Source organism: Mesorhizobium sp. (assembly GCF_004962245.1).
Taxonomy (GTDB): Bacteria; Pseudomonadota; Alphaproteobacteria; order Rhizobiales; family Rhizobiaceae; genus Mesorhizobium.
This window is the reverse complement of the sequence record NZ_SUHQ01000014.1, coordinates 169,350-190,810: the sequence shown is the minus strand read 5'-3', so window position 1 is coordinate 190,810 and position 21,461 is coordinate 169,350. Positions and strand designations below refer to the sequence as shown.

At 61.5% G+C, this 21,461-nt stretch carries 24 protein-coding genes; 7 read left to right on the top strand and 17 right to left on the bottom strand.

The window, feature by feature from the left end; all coding sequences use genetic code 11:
• On the top strand, positions 1-520 hold a 520-nt coding region (locus E5X88_RS17040), incomplete at its 5' end, for a transposase (protein WP_292163297.1).
• A 266-nt stretch (positions 521-786) separates the two neighbouring features.
• The gene (locus E5X88_RS17035; protein ID WP_292163320.1) at positions 787-1,917 is read left to right on the top strand and encodes a porin; all 1,131 of its coding nucleotides are present in this window, start codon (positions 787-789) and stop codon (positions 1,915-1,917) included.
• Positions 1,918-2,063: 146 nt separating this feature from the next.
• On the opposite strand, the gene E5X88_RS17030 is transcribed toward E5X88_RS17035, so the two are convergent.
• Positions 2,064-2,411: a MarR family transcriptional regulator gene (locus E5X88_RS17030; protein ID WP_366664821.1), complete on the bottom strand. Its 348-nt coding sequence runs from the start codon at positions 2,409-2,411 to the stop codon at positions 2,064-2,066.
• Positions 2,412-2,812: 401 nt separating this feature from the next.
• On the opposite strand from E5X88_RS17030, the gene E5X88_RS17025 reads away from it, so the two are divergent.
• Both E5X88_RS17025 and E5X88_RS17020 read left to right on the top strand, forming a co-directional pair.
• Positions 2,813-2,998, top strand: a complete 186-nt coding sequence (locus E5X88_RS17025; RefSeq protein ID WP_292163292.1) for a hypothetical protein — start codon at positions 2,813-2,815, stop codon at positions 2,996-2,998.
• A 186-nt stretch (positions 2,999-3,184) separates the two neighbouring features.
• Positions 3,185-3,601 carry a LysR family transcriptional regulator gene (locus E5X88_RS17020; protein ID WP_292163289.1) on the top strand — a complete coding sequence of 139 codons (417 nt, stop codon included), beginning with the start codon at positions 3,185-3,187 and terminating at the stop codon, positions 3,599-3,601.
• Between the two features lie 398 nt (positions 3,602-3,999).
• On the opposite strand, the gene E5X88_RS17015 is transcribed toward E5X88_RS17020, so the two are convergent.
• From E5X88_RS17015 to E5X88_RS16950, 14 genes are all read right to left on the bottom strand, one after another.
• Positions 4,000-4,308, bottom strand: coding sequence for a DUF2274 domain-containing protein (locus E5X88_RS17015; RefSeq protein ID WP_292163286.1), 309 nt, complete (start codon positions 4,306-4,308; stop codon positions 4,000-4,002).
• Positions 4,296-4,454, bottom strand: a complete 159-nt coding sequence (locus E5X88_RS17010; protein ID WP_366664820.1) for a DUF2274 domain-containing protein — start codon at positions 4,452-4,454, stop codon at positions 4,296-4,298. The genes E5X88_RS17015 and E5X88_RS17010 overlap by 13 nt, the downstream gene beginning before the upstream one ends.
• Positions 4,451-5,662: a TrbI/VirB10 family protein gene (locus tag E5X88_RS17005; RefSeq protein WP_292163284.1), complete on the bottom strand. Its 1,212-nt coding sequence runs from the start codon at positions 5,660-5,662 to the stop codon at positions 4,451-4,453. Before E5X88_RS17005 ends, E5X88_RS17010 begins: the two co-directional genes overlap by 4 nt.
• Complete coding sequence (trbG, locus tag E5X88_RS17000) at positions 5,659-6,672, bottom strand: P-type conjugative transfer protein TrbG (protein WP_292163282.1); 1,014 nt, start codon at positions 6,670-6,672, stop codon at positions 5,659-5,661. The genes E5X88_RS17005 and trbG overlap by 4 nt, the downstream gene beginning before the upstream one ends.
• A 47-nt stretch (positions 6,673-6,719) precedes the next feature.
• Complete coding sequence (gene trbF / locus E5X88_RS16995; protein ID WP_292163280.1) at positions 6,720-7,406, bottom strand: conjugal transfer protein TrbF; 687 nt, start codon at positions 7,404-7,406, stop codon at positions 6,720-6,722.
• Complete coding sequence (gene trbL / locus E5X88_RS16990; protein WP_292163278.1) at positions 7,406-8,773, bottom strand: P-type conjugative transfer protein TrbL; 1,368 nt, start codon at positions 8,771-8,773, stop codon at positions 7,406-7,408. Before trbL ends, trbF begins: the two co-directional genes overlap by 1 nt.
• A complete protein-coding gene (gene trbK-alt, locus E5X88_RS16985; protein WP_292163276.1) occupies positions 8,770-9,120 on the bottom strand; it encodes a putative entry exclusion protein TrbK-alt in 351 nt (116 codons plus the stop codon). The genes trbL and trbK-alt overlap by 4 nt, the downstream gene beginning before the upstream one ends.
• 10 nt (positions 9,121-9,130) lie before the next feature.
• Positions 9,131-9,880, bottom strand: a complete 750-nt coding sequence (trbJ, locus tag E5X88_RS16980; RefSeq protein WP_292163274.1) for a P-type conjugative transfer protein TrbJ — start codon at positions 9,878-9,880, stop codon at positions 9,131-9,133.
• The gene (gene trbE / locus E5X88_RS16975) at positions 9,877-12,384 is read right to left on the bottom strand and encodes a conjugal transfer protein TrbE (RefSeq protein WP_292163272.1); all 2,508 of its coding nucleotides are present in this window, start codon (positions 12,382-12,384) and stop codon (positions 9,877-9,879) included. Before trbE ends, trbJ begins: the two co-directional genes overlap by 4 nt.
• A gap of 12 nt (positions 12,385-12,396) precedes the next feature.
• Positions 12,397-12,660: a VirB3 family type IV secretion system protein gene (locus E5X88_RS16970; RefSeq protein ID WP_292163269.1), complete on the bottom strand. Its 264-nt coding sequence runs from the start codon at positions 12,658-12,660 to the stop codon at positions 12,397-12,399.
• A complete protein-coding gene (locus E5X88_RS16965; protein ID WP_292163319.1) occupies positions 12,660-12,923 on the bottom strand; it encodes a TrbC/VirB2 family protein in 264 nt (87 codons plus the stop codon). The genes E5X88_RS16970 and E5X88_RS16965 overlap by 1 nt, the downstream gene beginning before the upstream one ends.
• Before the next feature lie 85 nt (positions 12,924-13,008).
• Positions 13,009-13,968 carry a P-type conjugative transfer ATPase TrbB gene (gene trbB / locus E5X88_RS16960; RefSeq protein WP_292163317.1) on the bottom strand — a complete coding sequence of 320 codons (960 nt, stop codon included), beginning with the start codon at positions 13,966-13,968 and terminating at the stop codon, positions 13,009-13,011.
• Between the two features lie 215 nt (positions 13,969-14,183).
• Entirely contained in the window at positions 14,184-14,585 is a 402-nt protein-coding gene (locus tag E5X88_RS16955; RefSeq protein ID WP_292163315.1) for a CopG family transcriptional regulator, read from the bottom strand.
• Between the two features lie 54 nt (positions 14,586-14,639).
• Positions 14,640-16,637: a conjugal transfer protein TraG gene (locus E5X88_RS16950; protein ID WP_292163266.1), complete on the bottom strand. Its 1,998-nt coding sequence runs from the start codon at positions 16,635-16,637 to the stop codon at positions 14,640-14,642.
• Positions 16,638-16,916: 279 nt separating this feature from the next.
• On the opposite strand from E5X88_RS16950, the gene E5X88_RS16945 reads away from it, so the two are divergent.
• From E5X88_RS16945 to E5X88_RS16935, 3 genes are read left to right on the top strand one after another with little or no spacing between them, the layout of a single operon-like run.
• Positions 16,917-17,315 carry a nucleotidyltransferase domain-containing protein gene (locus E5X88_RS16945; RefSeq protein ID WP_366929947.1) on the top strand — a complete coding sequence of 133 codons (399 nt, stop codon included), beginning with the start codon at positions 16,917-16,919 and terminating at the stop codon, positions 17,313-17,315.
• A complete protein-coding gene (locus E5X88_RS16940; protein ID WP_292163261.1) occupies positions 17,302-17,838 on the top strand; it encodes a hypothetical protein in 537 nt (178 codons plus the stop codon). Before E5X88_RS16945 ends, E5X88_RS16940 begins: the two co-directional genes overlap by 14 nt.
• Positions 17,792-18,106: a helix-turn-helix domain-containing protein gene (locus E5X88_RS16935; protein ID WP_292163258.1), complete on the top strand. Its 315-nt coding sequence runs from the start codon at positions 17,792-17,794 to the stop codon at positions 18,104-18,106. Before E5X88_RS16940 ends, E5X88_RS16935 begins: the two co-directional genes overlap by 47 nt.
• Before the next feature lie 267 nt (positions 18,107-18,373).
• On the opposite strand, the gene E5X88_RS16930 is transcribed toward E5X88_RS16935, so the two are convergent.
• Entirely contained in the window at positions 18,374-19,549 is a 1,176-nt protein-coding gene (locus E5X88_RS16930; RefSeq protein ID WP_292163312.1) for a Fic family protein, read from the bottom strand.
• 361 nt (positions 19,550-19,910) lie between these two features.
• Positions 19,911-21,128, bottom strand: a complete 1,218-nt coding sequence (locus E5X88_RS16925) for a site-specific integrase (RefSeq protein WP_292163255.1) — start codon at positions 21,126-21,128, stop codon at positions 19,911-19,913.
• Between the last annotated feature and the right edge of the window lie 333 nt (positions 21,129-21,461).

Here is a 21,461-nt window from a genome sequence, read left to right as displayed (position 1 = left end):
TGCCCATGAAGGCATCAAGGCGGCCGTCACCAAGGTGCTGTGCGCGACATGGCAGCGCTGCCGGGTCCATTTCATGAGGAACGTGCTGGCGCATGCCGGCAAGAGCGGCCGCCGCGTCGCCTCGGCCTTCATCGCCACCGCCTTCGCCCAGGAGACGGCCGAGGCCGCCAGCACCCAATGGCGCGCCGTTGCCGACCAGATCCGGCCGAAGGTGCCCAAGCTCGCCACCATCATGGACGACGCCGAGCCCGACGTGCTTGCCTACATGACCTTCCCCAAGGAGCACCGTGCCAAGCTGCATAGCACCAACCCGATCGAGCGCCTCAACGGCGAGATCAAGCGCAGGACCGAGGTCGTCGGCATCTTCCCCAATGACGATGCCATAGTCCGTCTCGTCGGCGCCCTCCTGCTCGAACAGAATGATGAATGGGCCGTGCAGCGGGCGCGCTACATGACCCTTGAGACCATCAGCCAGATGAGCGATGATCCGCTCATCAGCCTGCCGGCAGTGGCGCGCTGATCAGTCCGGCCCTTGCCGGAGAGCACGGCGACCAATGCCGTTACCTACACCACGCCATGGGGCACGATCTTACACAACATCACGCCCGAAACTAGATCAAATATGTTCTTATAGTTCCGATATTTATTGAACACTGCCCCAAACCAAGCTCCATCTGGATTCAGAGAATGGCGGGGAACCCGTCCTTCTCGATGAGAGGGGTGGGGGGACGCTGTCCTTCAGCAACAACCCGGGCCCGTTTTTTTAAAACCTTTGGAGGTCAGAAAATGAACATCAAGAGCCTTCTTCTCGGCTCAGCTGCGGCACTGGTCGCAGTTTCCGGTGCGCGCGCCGCCGACGCCGTCGTCGTTGCCGAGCCGGAACCCGCTGAATACGTCAGGATCTGTGACGTCTACGGCGCTGGCTACTTCTACATCCCCGGCACCGAGACGTGCCTGCGCATCGGCGGCTATGTCCGCTATGACATTGCCGCCGGCGACGCGGGCTCCTTTGATGGCGCCAACCATGTTCCAGACCGGATGGGCAATGGCACCAACTCTACCTGGAAAAAGAATGCCCGCTTCACGCTGAAGACCTGGACGGGCCAGGAAACCGAGCTCGGCACCTTGAAGACCTACACTGAAACCCGCATCAGCTACGGCAACAGCGGTGGTGACTATACCGCCGGAGGGACCAACTGGCAGGCCCGCGACAAGGGCCTGACACTGAACTTTGCCTGGATCCAGCTGGGTGGCCTGCGCGTTGGCAAGGACGAATCGGCCTTCGACACGTTCATCGGTTATGCCGGCAACGTCATCAACGATACGCTGATCCCCTATGGTGGCTTGGGCACCAATGTCGTCCAGTACTATTTTGAGGCCGGCAATGGCTTCACGGCTGTGGCGTCGCTAGAAGAAGGCGCAACCGATGGTTCGGGCGATACTTCGATCGACAGCTACGTGCCGAACGTCGTTGGCGGCGTGAAGTACAAGCAAACGTGGGGTGCGATCACGGGCGTGGGCGCCTATGATAGCAACTATGAAGAGTGGGCCGGAAAGGTTCGCTTGGACGTGAATGCGGCCCAGAACCTGACACTGTTCATCATGGGGGGCTACGGCACCGACAAGAACACCGTCACAGGCCGCAACTTCTTCAAGCAGTGGGGTGGCAACTGGGCGATCTGGGCTGGCGGCACCTACAAGATCAACGAGAAGACGTCGTTCAATGCCCAGATCTCCTTTGACCAACACAAGAACTTCGCTGTCGCAGCGAACATTGCCTATGAGATCGTGCCGGGCGTCAAGGTGACAAGTGAAATTGACTACCTCAACGTCGGTTCGAAAGACACTTACAACTGGACCGGTGCCACCAAGAAGGCCAACATCGGCGGCATTGTCCGCTTTCAGCGCTCGTTCTGACCGACCAGCCAGCTGATGGAAGAGATGGCCCGCCATGAGACCGGTGGGCCATTTCAGCTGGTGCCGTAGCGGTAGTGGCGCGTGCTACGACAAATTCGGTTGAGATTATACCGTTTGCCGTCGAGACCGGTTTATTTCGTCTCTGGTTAGCGAGATGATCGTTCGAACTGCCGGATGCGTTCGAAGATCCCTTCGGGGATGGAAAACCGTCGGGCCTTGCCGCGCCCAAGGGCATTCTTGATCTCCGTTTCGTCCAGCAGCCCGCGCTTCAACAAGTAGGCGATAGTCTCGTAGACGCCACCGCGCGTAAGCCCCGTCTCTGCCGTGATAGCGGCAAGCGTCAGCGGCTGATCGCCGACATGCATACAATAAAGCACGCTCATCAGTCCGACCTGCTTCAGCCGGGACGAAGCGGTCTCGTCCTCCAATGGATTGTCCATGATCTCGCGCATAATGAAGGCGGTGAACGACAATGCGCGCCAGCTGCGATTCAATGCTCTTGAAACCATACTTACTGCTTTGTATAAGACAGTTAAAGGCTACCAGATCGCCTAGCAAATAGGAACACCGCATCTTTTTAGCCATGTATGAATTACCGATTCAAGCATCCTGGCCTCGGCCTGAGCTCGCTCACTGCTCCCAGATTGCACCGCAGCAGCGAGGCGTTGCGAACGAAGTTCGCTCAGCCACCGGCTTCAACGGTTTCTTCAACCAGCGCAAAATAGGATTGGCGCGTTTGGCGCGCCCTCACCGAGGGCCACCCGGAGCCCAACGGCCCCGCGGCCTCACCCCCAATCGAAAGTTCTGTTCGACCTCTGCGAAGGCGAGAGGGTTGGTCCAAACCTTTGGGAGTGGGCGCTATTGCTTCGAGGTCGGTCATTGTGAGTGCGGGCGGATGCTGAGTGCGGTTGCCAATGCCGTTCTGTGCGTCATCGTCCGCAAGGGAGGCGATACGATCGCCATCGGCACGAACCAGCATCGGCTCACAAGCCTCACGCAACTGCATTTGAAAGTAACGCCGCTCGGCCTGCCGCGGACGATCGGCAACGAGGAAACAATGGCCGTCATCGGCGAGCTTTGACAAGTGGATGCTCATCAGAGCGCGCGACAGGAGGAAGGTGAGTACCAGGCGGCTGCAGCCGACCATTGAAGCCGGCAAGGTGGCCTGAGAAGGTTACGCCGCCCAGTTGTTTCACTGGTCAGAGAGACAATCGTCTCTCGAGAGGTGAGCCGGTGAGCCAAATGGCATCAAGACGAAGGAAGGGAGATGCGGCGGATCCAGCTCATAACGCTTGATTGCGCACTTGTGGTCGCAGAGGAGGGAAGTTTTCTCGGAGCTTCTCGACGTGTGGGTATCCACCATTCCGCTCTGAGCCGGCGAATCCGTGACCTTGAGCACTCGCTTGGAATTGTGCTGTTCGAGCGTCATTCAGGCGGCGTCAGACCGACCCCAGCCGGCATAAGGCTCCTGCACAACCTTCGTCGCGTCCTGGCTGATCTCGACGGTACACTAGCCTTTGCAGAGACGACGCAAGAAGCACATGCTGGCGGCGTCTTTATCGACTTCGACGTGTCAGAGCACGCAATCGAGTTCCTGCAGGCGGTTGCCGAATTCGTTCGGAGCAGGCCGGATGTCGCCCTGAGCTTCATGGAAGCGAAGCGTGCCGCGGGCCGTCTATCGTGACTTTGTTTCGCGCCGGCCTGGGCGTCGGCGTCTGCCGGGTGGGGCTTGGTACGCGAGCCCGATTGCGCCCACATCCTGCCTGATGCCTTTGATTTCGCCTTCGAGACTTGCGTGGTCACCCACCAGGACCGAGGCCCTTGTCGATGGCCAGACACGCTATGCCGCATCTGGGAAATGCAAGTGCATCCCAAAGGGATTTTCCCGCTCGATGCGCGCCGTCTTTACGACCGCGCGAACTGTCGCGGTTGGCCGGTACCGACCAACCTTCCCCCGCCCCAGGAGACCGGTTCCGAGAGCCTCGATGAAGCAGGCCGGCCATAAGCCTGGCATGGGCAATGCAGAACAAGCGCAGCTTCGCCTTGCTCATATCGATCACGCCGACGATCGTGTTATCGTGTTCAGGAGCGGTCAGGATCGCTTCGGGCGGAGCCATCGTGTTCGGCGCCGCTCCGTGCCGTGTTGTTGGCTGGAGACGTCCCTCGCTGACGGGCACGGCCTGCTTTCGCCTTGCGGCTGCGCCAACCGCGATCCGACCGGACGAAGACTTCCAGCATGTGCGGGATCAGCGCTGCGGTGTCCACCGGTTCGTACAGCCGGCTATGTTCGGCCGCATACTGGTCGAGTTCCTCCTTGAGCGGCTCTGGCAGGATGATGGTCATGCGAACGACGCCAACCTTCGGCAGCCGACCGAGCTTCAGATCCGGCATGGTTCATCTCCTGCTTGTGAGACACGGACATGTTGACCGTTCAGACAATCGGCACAGGCGACAAGATCGCGATGAACGGCGGGCAGTTCGATCGTAATCGTGACCGGCCGGTCATCGGCAATAGAGGAGAGTTTTGATCTGGTCATGAACGGTCCTTCACGCTTCCATATGGCGCCAGCACCAGGTCGCGGTTGACGATGACGCGGACCGGGAAGCCGGGCCGGACTGTGAGCGTCGGCTGGACGTTGAGCTGATCGCGCACGATCTGCTGGCCAATATTGGTGGCCGAATCCTGCGCGCTTTCGCGGATGGCCTTGGCGATGTCACTTTCGTCGTCGCTGGAGCCAAGCGATGTCCCGATGCCAAGCAATGTCGAGAGAGCGGCGGCTCGGAAGAGCTGGCCCCAATGATGGTCGACTTCATCCTGAAGTCCAGAGAAGCCTTGCGCATCTGCGCCCTGCTGGCGCTCCAGCACGACCGAGGTGCCGTCGGGCATGATAAGCCGGTTCCAGACCAGCAGCACGCGCGACTGACCGAAGGCCACTTGGCTGTCATACTGGCCGATCAGGCGTGCGCCCTGCGGGACCAGGAGGTATGATCCTGTCGGGGTGTCGTAGACGTTTTCTGTGACCTGAGCGGTGATCTGACCAGGAAGATCGGAACGGATGCCGGTGATGAGAGCAGCCGGGATGATTGTGCCGGCCTGCACGACATAGGGCGAGGCCTTTCCTGCGAGACGGTCGGGACTGACGGTGCGGCGATCCGGCTGGGCATTGACGAAGGCGAGTTTGCGATCCTGCATGTTTTGCGCGGAGCCCGGGTCGAGCGCCGGCGGCTCGGCCGGCGGGGTCGAGCCGGACATAGTGTTCGCGGCATTTCCAGCGCCGGCATTCTGTCGCACCGGATTTGAGTGCGCATTGGTGTCGGTGAAGAGTTTTGCGACGCGCGCGGCCTCGATTTCGGTCAGGCGGCGCTGCTCGTCCGGATCGGCGCGCGATGCACTGATGGTCGGCACCCCGACCGGCTCTCCACGCTCCCGCGCGCGCAGGATCGGCCTTCCGAGATCCCCGGGGAGCGGCGGTCCAAGCTGGGGAACGCCTGAATAATCCTTCGGCAGTGTCTGCAACCCATCGGCCGTCGTGCGGTTTTCAGTGGTGAAGAGTTCGGAGGGCTGCTCTTTGCCGTGCCGTCTGGTGTCGAGCGCCCAGATCAACGCGCCGAGGATCGCGACACTTGCGACGCCTGCAAGGCCGATCAGCACCTTACGCGACAGCCGGGTGACTCTGGCGGGCTCGGGCCGCAGGCGCAGTTCCGCCCTGATGTCCTGGTTGGGAGGAATATCGGCGTCGCTCATCGAATCAGCCCCGCGCGACGCTGCGGCCGGTTTCCATCGGTGCGCACGATCCTGACCCGCCGCTCCGAGTTTTTGTCGCCCAGCCTCAATTCCGCGGCGGCGAACAGCCGGTCCACCACATAGTAGTTTTCCCGGGCGCGGTAATTGACCAGTTCGGAGCCGCCGGATGGGCCGATGACGAACAGTGGCGGCATCTCTCCCTGACCAATGCCCGACGGGAACTCGATATAGACCTTTGCGCCGTCGTCGAAGGCGCGCAGCGGCTTCCACGGTGCGGCGTCGCCCTCGATGCGATAGCGGAAATTGAGTTTCTGGATGTCGACGCCGGCAGCGACCGGCTGCGCGGCGGAAGCCTGGGCGTCCTGGCGCCGCAGCGCGATCAGCTGGTCCTGCGGATATTGCCACGACACGGAGGCCATGTAGGTTTTTTCGGTCGACCGCAGCTCGAGATGATAGGTGCGACGGTCGCTGTTGATGACGAGATTGGTCTGGAGATCGGGGCGCGTCGGCTTGACGAGGATGTGGACCTGCTGCCGATCCCCTGCCCCACTTTGCGTGTCACCGATGATCCAGCGCACCGTGTCGCCGGCGGCGACAGGCCCCGTACCGACAAGCTGTTCGCCGGGCTGCAACGCGATGTCGGTGACCTGGCCAGGCGCGGCATAGACCTGGTAGAGCGCGCCCTCGCTCCAGGGGTAGAGCTGGATCGCGTTGATAAAGCCGTCGCGAACCGGCTGCATTCGCGCCGCCTCGTTTGCCTGACTGATCCGCAGTTTGGGATCGCCTGGTTCCGCCTTGGCTTTGCTGGTTCCGACCGGCTTCATCTGGCCCGGAAGCGGGAGAGGTTTCGGCAGCTCCACCACCTTCACCGGACCAGGCGGGTCGACCTTCCGCACCGCAGGCCTGGCATCATCATATTGGATCTCGGGCGGAGTGTACTTTTTCGAGGCGCAGCCGGCGAGTGCCGTTGCCGACATCAGTGCCAGAGCAAGGCTGTTAGCCCTGGTCATGTTGCGAACAATCTGTCTCGTCGCATTGCTTGTCGATGCTGCACACATCATGAAAGTTCCTTCGACCAGTTGATGGCGTTGACGTAGACGCCGAGCGGATTGGCTTTCAGCCGGTCGGCATCGCGGGGTTGTTGAATGACAATGGTGAGGATGGCGGTCCAACGCTCGGTGCTGGCCAAGCTGCCATTATCGTAGCGGCGCTCGATCCAGGCGACACGGAACGAGTTCGGCGAGGCACGGATGACGCTGGAGACCTCGATCGCGATCTGGATCTTGCCAACCTTGGCGAAGGGGTCGTTGAGGCGGGCATAGGCGTTGAGAGAGATGGCGCCGCGATCCGTGGTGTAGTCATAGGCCCGCAGCCAGTTCTGGCGGACGATGACGGGATCGTCAGGGATGCTTCTGACCTGTTCGATGAAGCGGGCGAGATGCCAGGCGATCTGCGGATCCGTCGGCCGATAGTCGGCAACAGCCGGAGCGACTGCCTGCGCCTCGCCAAGCTTGTCGAGCTGGACCACCCAGGGAACGACTGACCCGCGCGTCGATTGCCAAACCAAGGCGGATGCGAAGCCACCGACCAGCACGAGCGAGCCAAATGCCATCAGTCGCCAGTTTCTAGCCTGCACACGAGCCGAGCCGATGCGCTCATCCCAGACCTGCGCGGCACGTTGATACGGCGTCTCCGGCTGTGGTGTTTTTGCGTAACGAACAGAAGGTCGTTTGAAGGGATTCATCAGCGATCATCCTGGTTGAGGGCAACATTCATCGATCCGCTGCCTTGATCGCCAGATCGGATGGAATGCGCGGCCATGCTGGCGCCATGGCTCATCACTTGGCCGCGCTTCATGCGAGCGGCCCATGCCGGCGGTGATCCCGAACCGGGTTCAGCAGTCGAAGTGCGCGTTGGCGCAAATGCTCCCGATAGCTGTTCTCCACCGGTCGCGGTCCACGCGGCCGAGCGGCCAGCTTGGTGGCTGGCGGACAGGGTGGACGCTGCACGAGACATTGCCTGCTTCACTGGTTGGGCCGCCGCGCCAGCGCCCACCTTGGCGACACCTGCCATTCCAGCGGCGATGGAGCCCGCGCCGCTCTGGCCGGAAGTGGCCGCGGCAAGCCGCCATGCAGTCGAGGTGTTGCCGGCAAGATGTGCGCCGCCACGTGCTGCAGCAGCCGATGTGCGGGCGCCGGCACCAACTGCGCCTGCTGCGCCGGCCAACCCGCCGCGAGCGCCTATCGCGCCGGCGGCACCAGCGCCCGCGGCAGCGAGGGTCGTGCCAACGGCAGCACCCGCACCAAGTTGCGGGGCGCCGGAAACAAGTCCTGTCGCGATGCCCGGACCAAAGATCGAGAGCCCCATCAGCGACAGGGCGCCCAGCACAAGCGACAGCGCATCGGTGATCGTGGGTTGTTCGGCGCCGAACCCTTGAGTGAACTCGTCGAAGAGGCCGGAGCCGATGCCGACGATCACGGCGAGCACAAGAATCTTCACACCGGAAGCGACGATGTTGCCGAGTACCTTTTCGGCGAGGAAGGCGGTCCGGTTGAACAGTGCGAAAGGGATCAGCACAAAGCCGGCAAGCGTCGTCAGCTTGAATTCTATCAGCGTCACGAAGATCTGCACGGCGAGCAGGAAGAAGGCAATCAGCACGATCGCCCAGGCGACCATCAGAACCGCGATCTGGACAAAATTCTCGAAGAACGAGACGTATCCCATCAGCTGGCTGGCGGCCTCGAGGATCGGATTTCCGGCGTCGATGCCGACTTGGGCGACACGTCCCGGCTGCAGGAGTTCCGAGCCCGAAAGTGCAGACCCTCCGGCCTTCAGGCCAAGCCCGGAAAAGCTTTCGAAGACGATGCCGGCCAGGCTATTGAAGTTGCCGATGATGAAGGCGAAGAAGCCAATATAGAGCGTCTTCTTCACCAGCCGGTGCAGCACGTCCTCGTCAGCGCCCCAGGCCCAGAACAGGCCGGCGAGCGTGATGTCGATAACGATAAGGGTGGAGGCGAGAAAGGCGACCTCGCCGCCGACCAGGCCAAATCCGGAATCGATATAGCTGGTAAAGGTTTCCAGGAAGCGGTCGATGACGCCGGTGTCGTTCATGGCGTGAGAGTTCCGGGGTGGGACTGGTTTTTCGCGCCGGACGGCAGCGGCCGGCTCTGGTCATTTTCGATTGATGGAGCTACGTATGGCGTAGCTGGGCGCGACGACCCCAGGAAACGCCGACGGTTCTTCGCCCACATCTTCCTGCAGGCTTCATCATCTATCGCTGCCATGCCGATGTCTCGGCAGCGGGCAAGTTCGATCGCTGCCGGCTCGCCGCCCGGACGTGCGGAGCGCGGGGAGGACGCGTCCTGCGAGCCGTTGCCGCGCAACGCCATGAAGGCGGCGGTCATGGCGGCGCCTAGGGCAAGGACGGCTATCATCCGGGCGGCGATCTTGGGATCCATGACGACCAGCTCAGTCGTGGAACATCTTCACGGATGACGGGCTGTAGCTGCTGCCCGTCATGAAGCGGCTGAACTGCTCTTGGGCCTGCTCCTGGGCTGCCGCCTGCCTCGCCTCTTGGAGGACAGCTGCTCTTCCTTGCGCGGCGAGCATGGCGGTGAGGTCGGCAACCTGCTTGGCCTGCACGGCGAGAAGCTGGTTACCGGCTTGTGTCGCCTGCAGGACGCCGACGGCTGACTGGCTTGCGTTAACCAGTGAACTGGTCTGTTGTTGTGTCCCCGCAATGTTGTCGACGGCGACGGCGCCGGCTTTCAGCGAATGCTCAAAAGCCGACACCGATGTCTGCCAGCGCTCGTGCGCGCCCTCGACAAGTTGCTCGTTGGAAAGGTCGGACCCGAACTGCTGGTAGGTCGACTCAAACTGACTTTCGATATCCTGAACGCTGTAGGCGAGCTTGTTTGCCTCGTCGAGCAGGCTCTTCATCGCAGAAAAATTATCTTCGATCTGGCCAAGCAGCGAGGTCGGCAATGTTGTGAGATGCTTCGCCTGATTGATCAGCATCTGGGTTTCGTTCTGAAGCGAGGTGATCTGGTTATTGATCTGCTCCAGGGCCCGCGAGGCCGAAAGCAGGTTTTCGGTGTAGTTCCTGGGATCGAATACGATGAGAGCCGAAGCCGGCATTGATGACAGCCCGACGGTGACGGCGACGACAGTTGCGGCCCCGATGCGACGGACGCGAAGATGGCTGCAAACCCAATTCATGACGAAATGTCCTTTGCGGATTGATCGATGACATTGGTGAGATTGGGAATGAGTTCGGCCGCCCAGGAAAGACCGCGATTGGCAAGCCAGGCCTCGAGGAAATCTTTTCGGCCACCCTCGCCGATAATCCGCTCAATCGCCGCATGGTCGGACTTGGAGGAAACAGCACACAGCGCCAGCGCGACCGGACCAAGTCCAAGTTCGAACAGGCGATTGCCGCGCCGCGACTGGCAGTAGTAGTCGCGCTTTGGGGTTGCCCGGGCGATGATCTCTATCTGGCGATCGTTGAGACCGAAACGGCGGTATATTTGAGTGATCTGCGGCTCGATGGCACGCTCATTCGGCAGGAACAACCGTGTCGGGCAGCTCTCGACGATGGCAGGCGCGATTGGCGAGCCGTCGATGTCGGACAGCGACTGCGTGGCGAAGATGACGGAGGCGTTCTTCTTGCGAAGCGTCTTCAGCCATTCGCGCAACTGATCGGCGAAACCGCCATCGTCGAGCGCCAGCCAGCCTTCATCGATAATCAGCAACGTCGGCCGCCCATCCATCCTCTGCTCGATGCGATGGAAGAGATAGGCGAGCACAGGCTGAGCCGCCCCGGTGCCGATCAGGCCTTCGGTCTCGAAGGCCTGTACTGGTGCTTCGCTCAGACGCTCGTGCTCGGCATCGAGCAGCCGGCCATAGGGGCCACCGACGCAATAGGGACGCAGCGCATCCTTCAAAGGCGCGGATTGCAGCAGCACGGTCAGACCGGTCAGTGTTCGTTCCTGAACCGGCGCGGAGGCCAGTGAGGTGAGTGCCGACCAGAGATATTCCTTGACCTGCGGCGTGACGAGCACGCCTTCGCGCAGGAGAATGTCGATGAGCCAGTCTGCAGCCCAGGCACGCTCCGATGTGTGATGGACACGGCCCAGCGGCTGCAACGAAACGGCGTCGGCAGCGTCCGAGAGATCCGCCAGGGTGAGCACGGCGAGCGGATCGGCGACCCTTTGCCCGCTTACGGCATTGCCGCCGAGATTGTGCCACTCGCCATCCATGGCGAGCATGGCCGCCCGGATCGAACCGCCGAAGTCGAAGGCAAATATCTGGTTGTCGTCGTAGCGCCGGAATTGCAGTGCCATCAGCGCGAGCAGCACGGATTTGCCGGCACCCGTCGGGCCGACGACCAGCGTATGGCCGACATCACCGACATGCAGGCTGAACCGGAACGGCGTCGCACCTTCCGTCCTGGCGAAGAACAACGGGGGCGCGCCAAAATGCTCGTCCTCAGCCGGTCCCGCCCAGACCGCCGAGAGCGGGATCATGTGGGCGAGATTTAAGGTCGAGAGTGGTGGTTGCCGGACATTTGCATAAACATGGCCGGGAATGCCGCCGAGCCACGCCTCGATGGCGTTGACGCCTTCGACGATGCAAGTGAAGTCTCGACCCTGGATGACTTTTTCTGCCAGCCGCAGCTTCTCGTCGGCGATCGACGGATCGGCATCCCACACTGTCACGGTGGCGGTGACGTAAGCCTCGCCGATCTGGTCTGAGCCTAGGTCCTGGAGCGCGGCGTCCGCGTCGGCGGCCTTGTTGGCCGCATCCGTATCGACGAGCACGGACGCCTCGTTGGTCATCACCTCCTTGAGGATCGCGGCGACGGACTTGCGTTTGGCAAACCACTGGCGGCGGATCTTCGTCACCAACTTGGTTGCGTCGGTCTTGTCGAGCATGATCGCGCGCGTCGACCAACGGTAGAGGAAGGCCAGTCTGTTGAGATCGTCGAGGATCCCGGGAAAAGTTGTGGTGGGAAATCCGGTGATGGTGAGGGTGCGAAGATGGACATCGCCAAGGCGTGGTTCGAGCCCACCGGCAAGCGACTGATCGACCAGCAGCGCGTCGAGATGCATGGGCGTTTCGGGAACACGGACATGGTGGCGCTTGGTGGAAACGCAGGAATGCAAATAGGTCAGCGTCTCGCAATCATCGAGCCAGCCGGCTTCGGGAACGAAACCCTCGATGAGGTTGAGGACGCGGTCGGTGCGGTCGACAAAGCTCTTCAGGAGTTCCCAGGGATCGACGCCGCTCTGGTCCCGGCCTTCGTAAAGCCAGCTTTCCATCCGCGATGCTTCCTCGGCGGGCGGCAGCCAGACGAAGGTGAGAAAATAGCTGCTCTCAAACAGCATACCGGAGTCTTCGAACTGCTCGCGCCGCTCGAGCTCGAGCAGTGCTGAAGCGCCGTCGGGGAATGTGCTGTCGGGATAATCGGTGGCTGGATTTCGCTGGGCTTCGACGAAGATCGCCCAGCCGGAGCCAAGACGGCGCAGCGCACTGTTCAGGCGTGCCGTCGTGCCGACCAGTTCTGCAGGTGTGGCCGAGTCCAGATCGGGACCGCGAAAACCTGCTGTCCTCTGGAATGAGCCATCCTTATTGAGCACCACACCGGGCGCGACCAAGGCGGCCCAAGGCAGATAGTCGGCAAGGCTGCGTGAGCGTCTGCGGTATTCGGCGAGGTTGATCATCTTAAGAACCTCTCAGCAGCCGAAATGCGCGGGGTAGCGCAAATGCCGGCGAACCACGTCGACGAACTGTGCATCGCGTTTGGCTGCCCAAACGGCTGCAAAATGGCCGACCGCCCAGATGACGAGACCGGCAATCCAGAGCCTCAACCCCAGGCCGACCGCGCCGGCCAGCGTAGCGTTGGCGATGGCGATCGCGCGCGGCGCGCCACCGAGCAGGATCTGTTCGGTGAGCGCGCGGTGCACCGGCGCGAAAAAACCACGAACATCCTCGTCCATCAGATCAGCACTCCACCGCCGAAGGAGAAGAAGGACAGGAAGAACGAGCTCGCCGCGAAAGCGATCGACAGACCGAAGACGATCTGGATCAGGCGCCGGAAGCCTCCAGACGTGTCGCCGAAGGCAAGCGACAGGCCGGTAACAATGATGATGATCACCGCCACGATCTTGGCGACCGGCCCCTCGATGGATTCGAGGATCTGTTGAAGCGGCTCCTCCCACGGCATCGAGGAGCCCGCCGCGTGGGCAGGCGCGATCGCCATGGCCGTGGCGGTCGTTATGGCCAGCGGCAGCCCGGTGCCGAGATTGCGGACAGACGACGATCGGAAGCGGATCGGATTCATTTTTCTAGAGCTCCATGAGGGACTGGGAATTCGCGGCTGGCTCCGTCTCGAGCTTGGCCTCGAGCGTTCGATAGTCATCGGTGGAGGGATCGAGCCCTTCGACGATCGCGATCTCAACGAGCCTCCTGGCCGAACCCCGGCCGGCGAGCACGGCAACAAGGTCGATCGTCTCGGCAATGAGCGCGCGCGGCACTGTGACGACGGCTTCCTGTACGAGTTGCTCGAGACGGCGCAGCGCACCGAGTGCGGAGTTTGCATGAATGGTGCCGATGCCGCCCGGATGGCCGGTGCCCCAGGCTTTCAGCAGATCGAGGGCTTCTGCGCCGCGCACCTCGCCGATGGGGATACGATCGGGGCGAAGCCGCATCGATGATTTCACCAGATCGGAGAGCGAAGCAACGCCGTCCTTGGTGCGCAGGGCGATCAGATTGGCTGCCGCGCACTGCAGCTCGCGCGTATCCTCGATCAGCACAACGCGATCCGAAGTCTTCGCCACCTCCGCCAGCAACGCATTGACCAGGGTGGTCTTGCCAGTCGACGTGCCGCCGGCGACCAGCACGTTCTTTCGCCTTTCTACGGCGCGCCGGAGCACGCAAGCCTGGACCTCGGTGATGAGGCCGTCGGCGACATAATCTTGAAGCGTGAACACGGCGACGGCCGGCTTGCGGATGGCGAAGGTGGGGCCTGTTACAACAGGCGGCAGCAGGCCCTCGAAGCGCTCCCCGGTCTGCGGCAGCTCTGCCGAGACGCGCGGGCTACCTGGATGAACCTCGGCGCCGACATGATGGGCGACCAAGCGGATGATGCGCTCGCCGTCGGCGGGGGCCAGCAATTCATCAGTGGCGCACAGGCCTTCCTTCAGCCGGTCGACCCACAGACGCCCATCCGGGTTGAGCATCACCTCGACGATCGCCGGATCTTGAAGGAAAGCCTGAATGGCCGGGCCTAGCGCAGTACGCAACATGCGCGCACCACGCGAGAATGCTTGACTGCCGTGATGATGGTCGATTGCCACGATGATCCCCATTTCTTGCAGCGCGTTTGTTCGTGCCGAGGTCGGGGATGATTAGAAGAGGCAGGAATGGCGACCTTGCAACAAGCAAAAGCGAGCGATCGCGATACGACGTGAAGAGACTTGCAAAATGCGGTGCGGCGGCCCTCACCGCCCTGCCCGGCGATCTACCGCGCCGGCAACTCATCTGTGCCAGCCGGTGGCGCGGCCGGGACGTTGGCGGCGATCTCCTGGCGGAGTTGTGGCCCTTTGCTCAACCTGCGACCCAGTGCATCGACAAAGCGGTCATAGCGCTGTGGTCCTTTTGCACGAGCCTCGGCCCGCACGGATTCCGGCAAGACCGGGGTCGAGCTGAGCCAAAAGTGGACGAACAGCGCCAGTGTCTCGATGGCAATACCAACATCGCGCTCGACACGCTGCACGCGTCGGTCGATCTGGTCGAGCCGGCGGGTGATTGCCGCCTCCTTCCGCTCCTCGGCGTCCGGTGACAGAAACGAGGCGATTGCTGCCTCGGCGACCAGCGATAGCGAGACGTCGCGCCGTGCCGAATAGTCGGCGAGCGCGTTCATGACGTCAGGATCGAGATAGGCCGAGAGCCGCTTTTTCTTCTGGCTCTTCACGGCTCAAAGCTCCATGCCGTCATTGCGATCGAGGCTGGCCTGCCGTGCGGCGCGCTGCATTGCCAGATCGACTGAACGTCGTCGGGAGGCATCGTAGTCGGGCTCGTCCCGATCGAGGTCGAACTCGTCATTGCGCTGCGCGGTTCGCTCGGTCGCGATGTCCTCGTGTTCGGAGAGTTCGGGCTGGCGGCGGATGCCGCCATTTGCCGGGTCCTCGTCCTGCGGTTCCATTCGAGGGTTCGATTGCGGAGCAACGTCTCCCGGGACCGGGGGAGTTGTTAAGTCGGTCCAGTCGTCGCGGCGCAATGTTGCGTCGGATTTGTCGGGCTGGGGCGGCGGCAAGACGCGTTCGGCAAGTCGCGGATCGGCAAAATAGCGCGCCTTCTTGGCCCGGATCGGAAACAGACCAGACACCATGACGATGGCGTCGGTCGGTGGCAGTTGCATGATCTCGCCCGGCGTCATCAGAGCACGCGCCGTCTCCTGCCGCGACACCATGAGATGTCCGAGCCAGGGGGAAAGTCTGTGCCCGGCATAGTTCTTCATGGCGCGCAGCTCGGTCGCCAAGCCCAGTGAATCGGAGACGCGCTTGGCGGTGCGCTCGTCATTGGTGGCGAAGCTGACACGCACGTGGCAGTTGTCGAGGATGGAGTTGTTGAGACCGTAGGCCTTTTCGATCTGGTTTAGCGACTGCGCAACCAGAAAGGCCCTCATGCCGTAGCCAGCCATGAAGGCGAGAGCTGATTCGAAGAAATCGAGCCGACCGAGGGCCGGGAACTCGTCGAGCATCATCAACAGTCGTTGTCGCCGATCCCTGGCATGGAGATCCTCGGTCAGCCTGCGGCCGATCTGGTTAAGCACCAGGCGGATGAGCGGTTTGGTACGGCTAATATCCGATGGCGGGACGACCAGGTACAGCGTCGTCGGCCGCTCGCCTTCGACAAGATCGGCGATCCGCCAATCGCAACGAGAGGTCACCCTCGCGACCACAGGGTCGCGGTAGAGTCCCAAAAAACTCATGGCTGTCGACAGCACCCCGGAGCGCTCGTTTTCGGACTTGTTGAGCAGTTCCCGTGCGGCCGATGCCACAACCGGATGCGGACCGCCCTCACCTAGGTGGTTCGTCAGCATCATGGTGCGCAATGTCTTTTCGATAGGCCGCTGTGGATCGGAGAGAAGGTTTGCCACGCCAGCAAGCGTCTTGTCCTGCTCGGCATAGAGGACATGCAGGATGGCGCCGACGAGCAGCGCGTGGCTGGTTTTTTCCCAGTGGTTGCGCCGTTCCAATGAGCCTTCGGGATCGACGAGCACGTCGGCGACATTCTGGACGTCGCGTACTTCCCATTCGCCTCGCCGCACTTCCAGCAATGGATTGTAGGCCGCCGACGTCGTATTGGTCGGGTCGAACAGCAGCACGCGGCCAAAGCGGGCTCGCCATCCGGCCGTCAGCTCCCAGTTTTCGCCCTTGATGTCATGGACGATCGCCGATGCCGGCCACGTCAGCAGCGTGGGAATAACGAGCCCAACGCCCTTGCCGCTCCTGGTTGGCGCGAAGCACAGGACGTGTTCGGGACCGTCGTGTCGAAGATAGTCGCCCTGCAACTTGCCGAGCACCACGCCATCGGGACCGACCATGCCTTCGGCTTTGATTTCGCTGCGCGTCGCCCAGCGCGCCGAACCGTAGGTGGCGGTGTTTTTTGCTTCCCGCGCCCGCCATACCGACATCCAAATCGCAACTGCGATCGCGATGAAGCTGCCACTTGCGGCAAACAGTGCCCCCTCGATGAAAACCTCCGGCGCATAGGCGTCATAGAAAAACCACCACCAGAAGAATGCGGGGGGTGGATAGACCGATTGGCCGGCAAATTCGAACCAAGGCGAACCGAGCTGCGACTGGAAGCCGAGCCGCCATGCCGTCCATTGTGTCGCGCACCATGTGGTGACGAGCACTATCAAAATGACAGTCAGGACCTGACCCCACAGGATTTTGGTCGCCGGCAATTCTCTTCTCCCCGGCCAAACAATCGGGAGCGGATAAAGAGTGTCCGTTTTGCACATGTGCAAGGGAAAAGGACTGGTCAGAGCGGCGAGGCGTAGCCAGACCTGGAGAGACTTGTTGAATGCGATGCAAGCTTCGATCACAACAATCAAAGCGGTGGGACGTCCCGCAGCCATTGCGTTCCATTGCGGACGAAAAAAGACATGCGCTAAGTTCCGGTCGGAAGGATGCCCCTCACCGGGCAAATCGCTTGAATATATATCATGAATTGATATATTTATATGATGGACGCGAATGCTTGCGGAGTTGTGACAATCCACCCACAGGGCACGTTTGGACCAAAGGCCACGGGCGAAAAGATGAACAAGATCGACACTTTGATCCATCGAAGGGCTAACGATCGCCGTAAGACCGCGCAGGCTTGTGTAGCGCGCATTCTCCTGAACGCCAAAGCCCGCGGTGTCGATATCTCCGTTGTCGGATCTCTCGCGAGAAGTAGTTTCCGCGTCCACTCGGACGTAGATTTGCTAATTCACGGAAGCACTGATCCTGCACGTCGGGCCATGGTCGAGCGCTTGGTCGCAGACCAGCTTCGGGGAACGAACATTCCCTACGATCTGATCTTTGCCTCAGACATATCGGCCGAACGAGTGCAGGAATTGCTCAATGACTGCGTTTAAGCATCCGGCATTTGCGAAACTGTCGCCAAAAATCGACCGCGCTGCGAAGGAACTGCAGCAGATCGAGGAATATCTGTTGGCTCATGGGAGTGAGATGTCACTCGGCGAATGGGGAGCGGTGGCGGCTGTTTCGCTGGGAATTCACAATGTCTATAACGGCATCGAGGACATCCTGCTCAGCTTAGCCAACGATATAGACGGCCTGGTTCCTCAAGGGCCTACGGCGCACCAGGACGTGCTCGATCAGATGTCGGCGGAAATTGCAGGCATCCGCCCAGCTGTGCTCGATCCCGAGCTTTATCAGTCCTTGGGTGAGTTGAAGGGCTTCCGTCACCTGGTGCGGCATCGCTACGGTTTTGACCTGAAAACAGATAGGGTGCACGAAAACCTCGAAAGGGTTAAAGAGGCACTTCCGTCTTTCGTCGAGGCCATTGTTTCCTTGGAGAGAACTCTTACCGAGGAAAACACGCACGATAATGATGACGGCGGCGGCTCAGGAGGCGCAGCATCTGGCGGTTCTTGAACCAATGGCTCAGTCGTATTCGCCGGAAGAGATCCTGCGGGCGTTGACTCCTGAAAATTGTCGGCTGGTGGCGCTGATTCATCGGCACCGTCCGCAAAGCATCACGGAACTGTGCCGGTTGGCATCGCGCCCGCAGCCGAACGTATCCCGCTCCTTGGCTGCCCTTGAGCGGGCGGGAATTGTCTCAATGGTGGGCTCCAGGCCAAAGAGACCTGAGCTCGCCGTGCTACGAGTCACGATCGAACTCGCTGAGCTTCAGAACGGCTGATACGAGATCGGCGATTCATGGAATTGTTGCTGTTGCCGGATCATCAACTTAGGAAACGGGCCTGTTTGCCATGCCGTCTAGTCTGGCATGCCCGCAAGCCGCCAGCCATCGACGAAGGGCTCCGCATCAGACATCTTTTAGACGGGCGACTCGCCGCCTAGATGAAATCCGGCGGCTTGTTGCCCGTCCGCCAGTCCAAGCGCCCTACGATCGGCCAATTCGCGCAAGCACAAGGCCAGGATGTCGGCGGTCATCGGCGCTGCCTCTTCAGCCGCTGCTGTTCAAATCCGTTCCCGCCCGCAGGCGCTCCATATAGGCGCGATAGGCAAAGCTGCGGTCGCGTTTCTTTCCTGTCGTTTCCACGAGGATGCCGACTTCGGCCAGCGCTTCGATCGCGCGGGTTGCGGTCGGCTTGCTCGCATCGATCAGCTTCATGGCCGAGGCCACCGTCACGATCGGATGGCGGGGAAGCTGCTCGAACAGTCTGAGCGCCGAGACGGAGGCGGACTCGGCGCCAAGAAGCCGCGCCCGGTCCGCGCTGACGAGGTTGAACAATTCGCGCGCCGAGGCGACCGCTTCATCCGCGATCGTGGCAACCCCGTCGAGAAAGAAGTCGGTCCAGCCCTCCCAGTCTCCTTCCAGCCGCACGAGGTTGAGCCGCCGATAATATTCTTCCCGGTGGCGTTTGAAAAATAGGCTGAGATAAAGGAGCGGAGCTTTCAACAGCCCCCAGTGCTCCAGCAGTAGCGCGATCAGCAGTCGCCCGATCCGACCGTTGCCGTCGAGATAGGGATGAATGGTTTCGAACTGCACATGCAGGAGCCCCATACGCACGAGCGTCGGCAGCGGATCGTCGGCATGGATATATCTCTCGAACTCGCTGAGGAGCTGGGGGAGCTTGTCGGGCGCCGGCGGCACGTAGGCCGCATTCCCCGGCCGGCTTCCGCCGATCCAATTCTGACTGCGGCGCACTTCCCCAGGTTGCTTGTTCGAGCCCCGCACGCCATGCATCAACCGCTTGTGCGCCTGATTCAAGAGGCGCATCGAGAGCGGAAGGCCACGCTTGGATGTGAGTTGGCCGCGGGCATAGGCGAGCGCATGGAGGTAGTTTGTGACCTCTTCGATATCGGCATTGGGGGCAGGCTGCTCTTCGGCCTCGAAGGTGAGAAGGTCGACGAGCGATGCCTGGGTGCCCTCGATCTGCGACGAGATCACCGCCTCCTTGCGCACGAAGGCGTAGATGAACCAATCGAACGATGGCACCATCTCGCCTGCCAGATCGAGACGAACGAGCGCCTGCTCGGCTTCACGGAGGCGACGCTCAAGCTTTCCATCGATGGCAAGGACCGGACGAGTGGGCGGCAGATCGAAGGGAATGAAGGCATCAACCTTCTCGCCGCCGGCGGTCACGCTTTCGTATCGGCCTGTGGTACGCTTCGGCATCTGTTTTGCGGCTCGTCCCGGGAACGATCTCGTTGTGTATGGGGAGCGGAAGGGACGACAGCGTTCTCTGCCGACTCCACTGGGAACGGATTCTTTACTAACGGCGATCATTAGTCAAGGAATCGTTCCTAATGCTCCCCTCGTGGACACGCTTCCATTCCTTCGAATGTTTCGTGAGCGACCCGGCGGAGTGGCAGGATTTGAACCTGCGACCCCATCGTCCCGAACGATGTGGATTGCGAGAAAAAGCCCGGATTCCCGGGCTCTTTCGTCACGTTTGCTTGAAATTGTCACCTTCGTTTTTTTCATTCTGTGGGGAAACTGTGGGGATGCGGAGATCGAGCTTTGTTTTTGCCCATCCCTAGGACGGTTTCGGAGCCTTGCCGGCGACGTGTTTCTTCGCGATCTTCTCGGCCGCGTCTGCCTGGAAATCGGGATGGTGGTGACCATAAGTGTCGATCAAGACTTCCACGGTCATGCCAAGAAAGCCGGCCGCCGCCCACACGTCGGTACCAGCCTGCATCAGCCAGGTCGCGGCGGTGTGGCGCAAGGTATGCGGCGTGACGTCGGGGCCGAGGCCGGCGGCTTTGCGTACCTTCCTAAAGCCCTTTTTGATCGATTGGACCGGCTTTCCGTTCCACTCGACCACAAAATCCTGCGATATCTTGCGGCCGATGTTGGCGCTCTTGCCCCGCCCCTTGGTTCTGATATCTAGATCGGTGCGTGCCCAGCGGCGCAAATGCGCCAGCAGCCGGGGCGTCAGGCGCGCGGGAGGCTGGCGCTTTTTGGTCTTCTTGGCGCCACCAGCGCGGCGATAAAAGATGCCACGGTCGAGATCCACATAACCATGCCCTTCGGTAGGACGGATGGCGGCGCCGCAGACGGCGGCCGAGCGCGTCCCCGTGTAGAGCGCGACGAGCATGAATCGGGCGAGATGGCGTCCGGTACGGCGGCCACTCTCCTGGCCTTTCCATGTCTGCTTCATGCGCCACGCGGCCCAGATGAGGGCCGCCGCTTCACTGCGCGTCAGCCATCGCTCGCGCGGTTCGGGCTTGCGCGGCAGGCGAATCGTCGGGGCGGCGGTCGCATAACCCTCCTCCCAGTAATAGTTGATGGCGGCGCGAAGATCCTCGAGTTGACGGCGCGCGGCGGCTTCGGTTGGTCTGGACGCGGCGTAGTCACGGCAGAGCTTGCCATTGATGACGGAGAGCGTCTTTTCGCCGAAAAAATCGAGGATCTTGTCCAGCCGAGCCGCCGTCTCTTCTGGCGCGGCATGATCCGGCGCAACGTCGGTCAGGTAGACATTGATGACTTCGGCGATCAAGACATCGTCAGGATCGCGTCCACGCTGGCGCGCAGGACCGCGTCCGCGCTCGCGCGCTGGCTGAAACTTGTCGATGATGTAGGCCGCTAGCGCTTCTTCGTTCTCAATTCCTGGGCGGCTTCTTTCGCCGCCGCCAACGCTGATGAAGGTTGACCCGTCGCGGATGAACCATCCGGCCCTATTTCGGCGCGTGCCGTCCGTTTTCCAGCTTTCGTCCCGCCAGACAAGCCGTGGCCCTTTCGACGCCCTCGGCATAGTTCCCTCATTCTCGCGATCGCCGCCAAGGTGACGTACTCCTTCCCGGCGATTAACTCCGTTTCAAGTCGACCGGCATCGCGTTCCTTGCGCAAGCCGGCTGCGCCCATCGAGCGGTCGGGAAAGGCAATTTGCGCAGCAACCTCGAGGCGCAAAGGTGTGGCATTGTCGAACTGCTGTGGGATTCTCAATGCGGAGCCCTCAGGCAATCGCCAACAGGGCGATCGTTCGCTAGAGAACAGACGGGGCGCGGTCTCGTTGAGCGCACGTCTGCGTTGGGAGCATCGCCTTCCCCGAAATAGAAAACGTCGCCACAGCCAACGGCAAGATCGT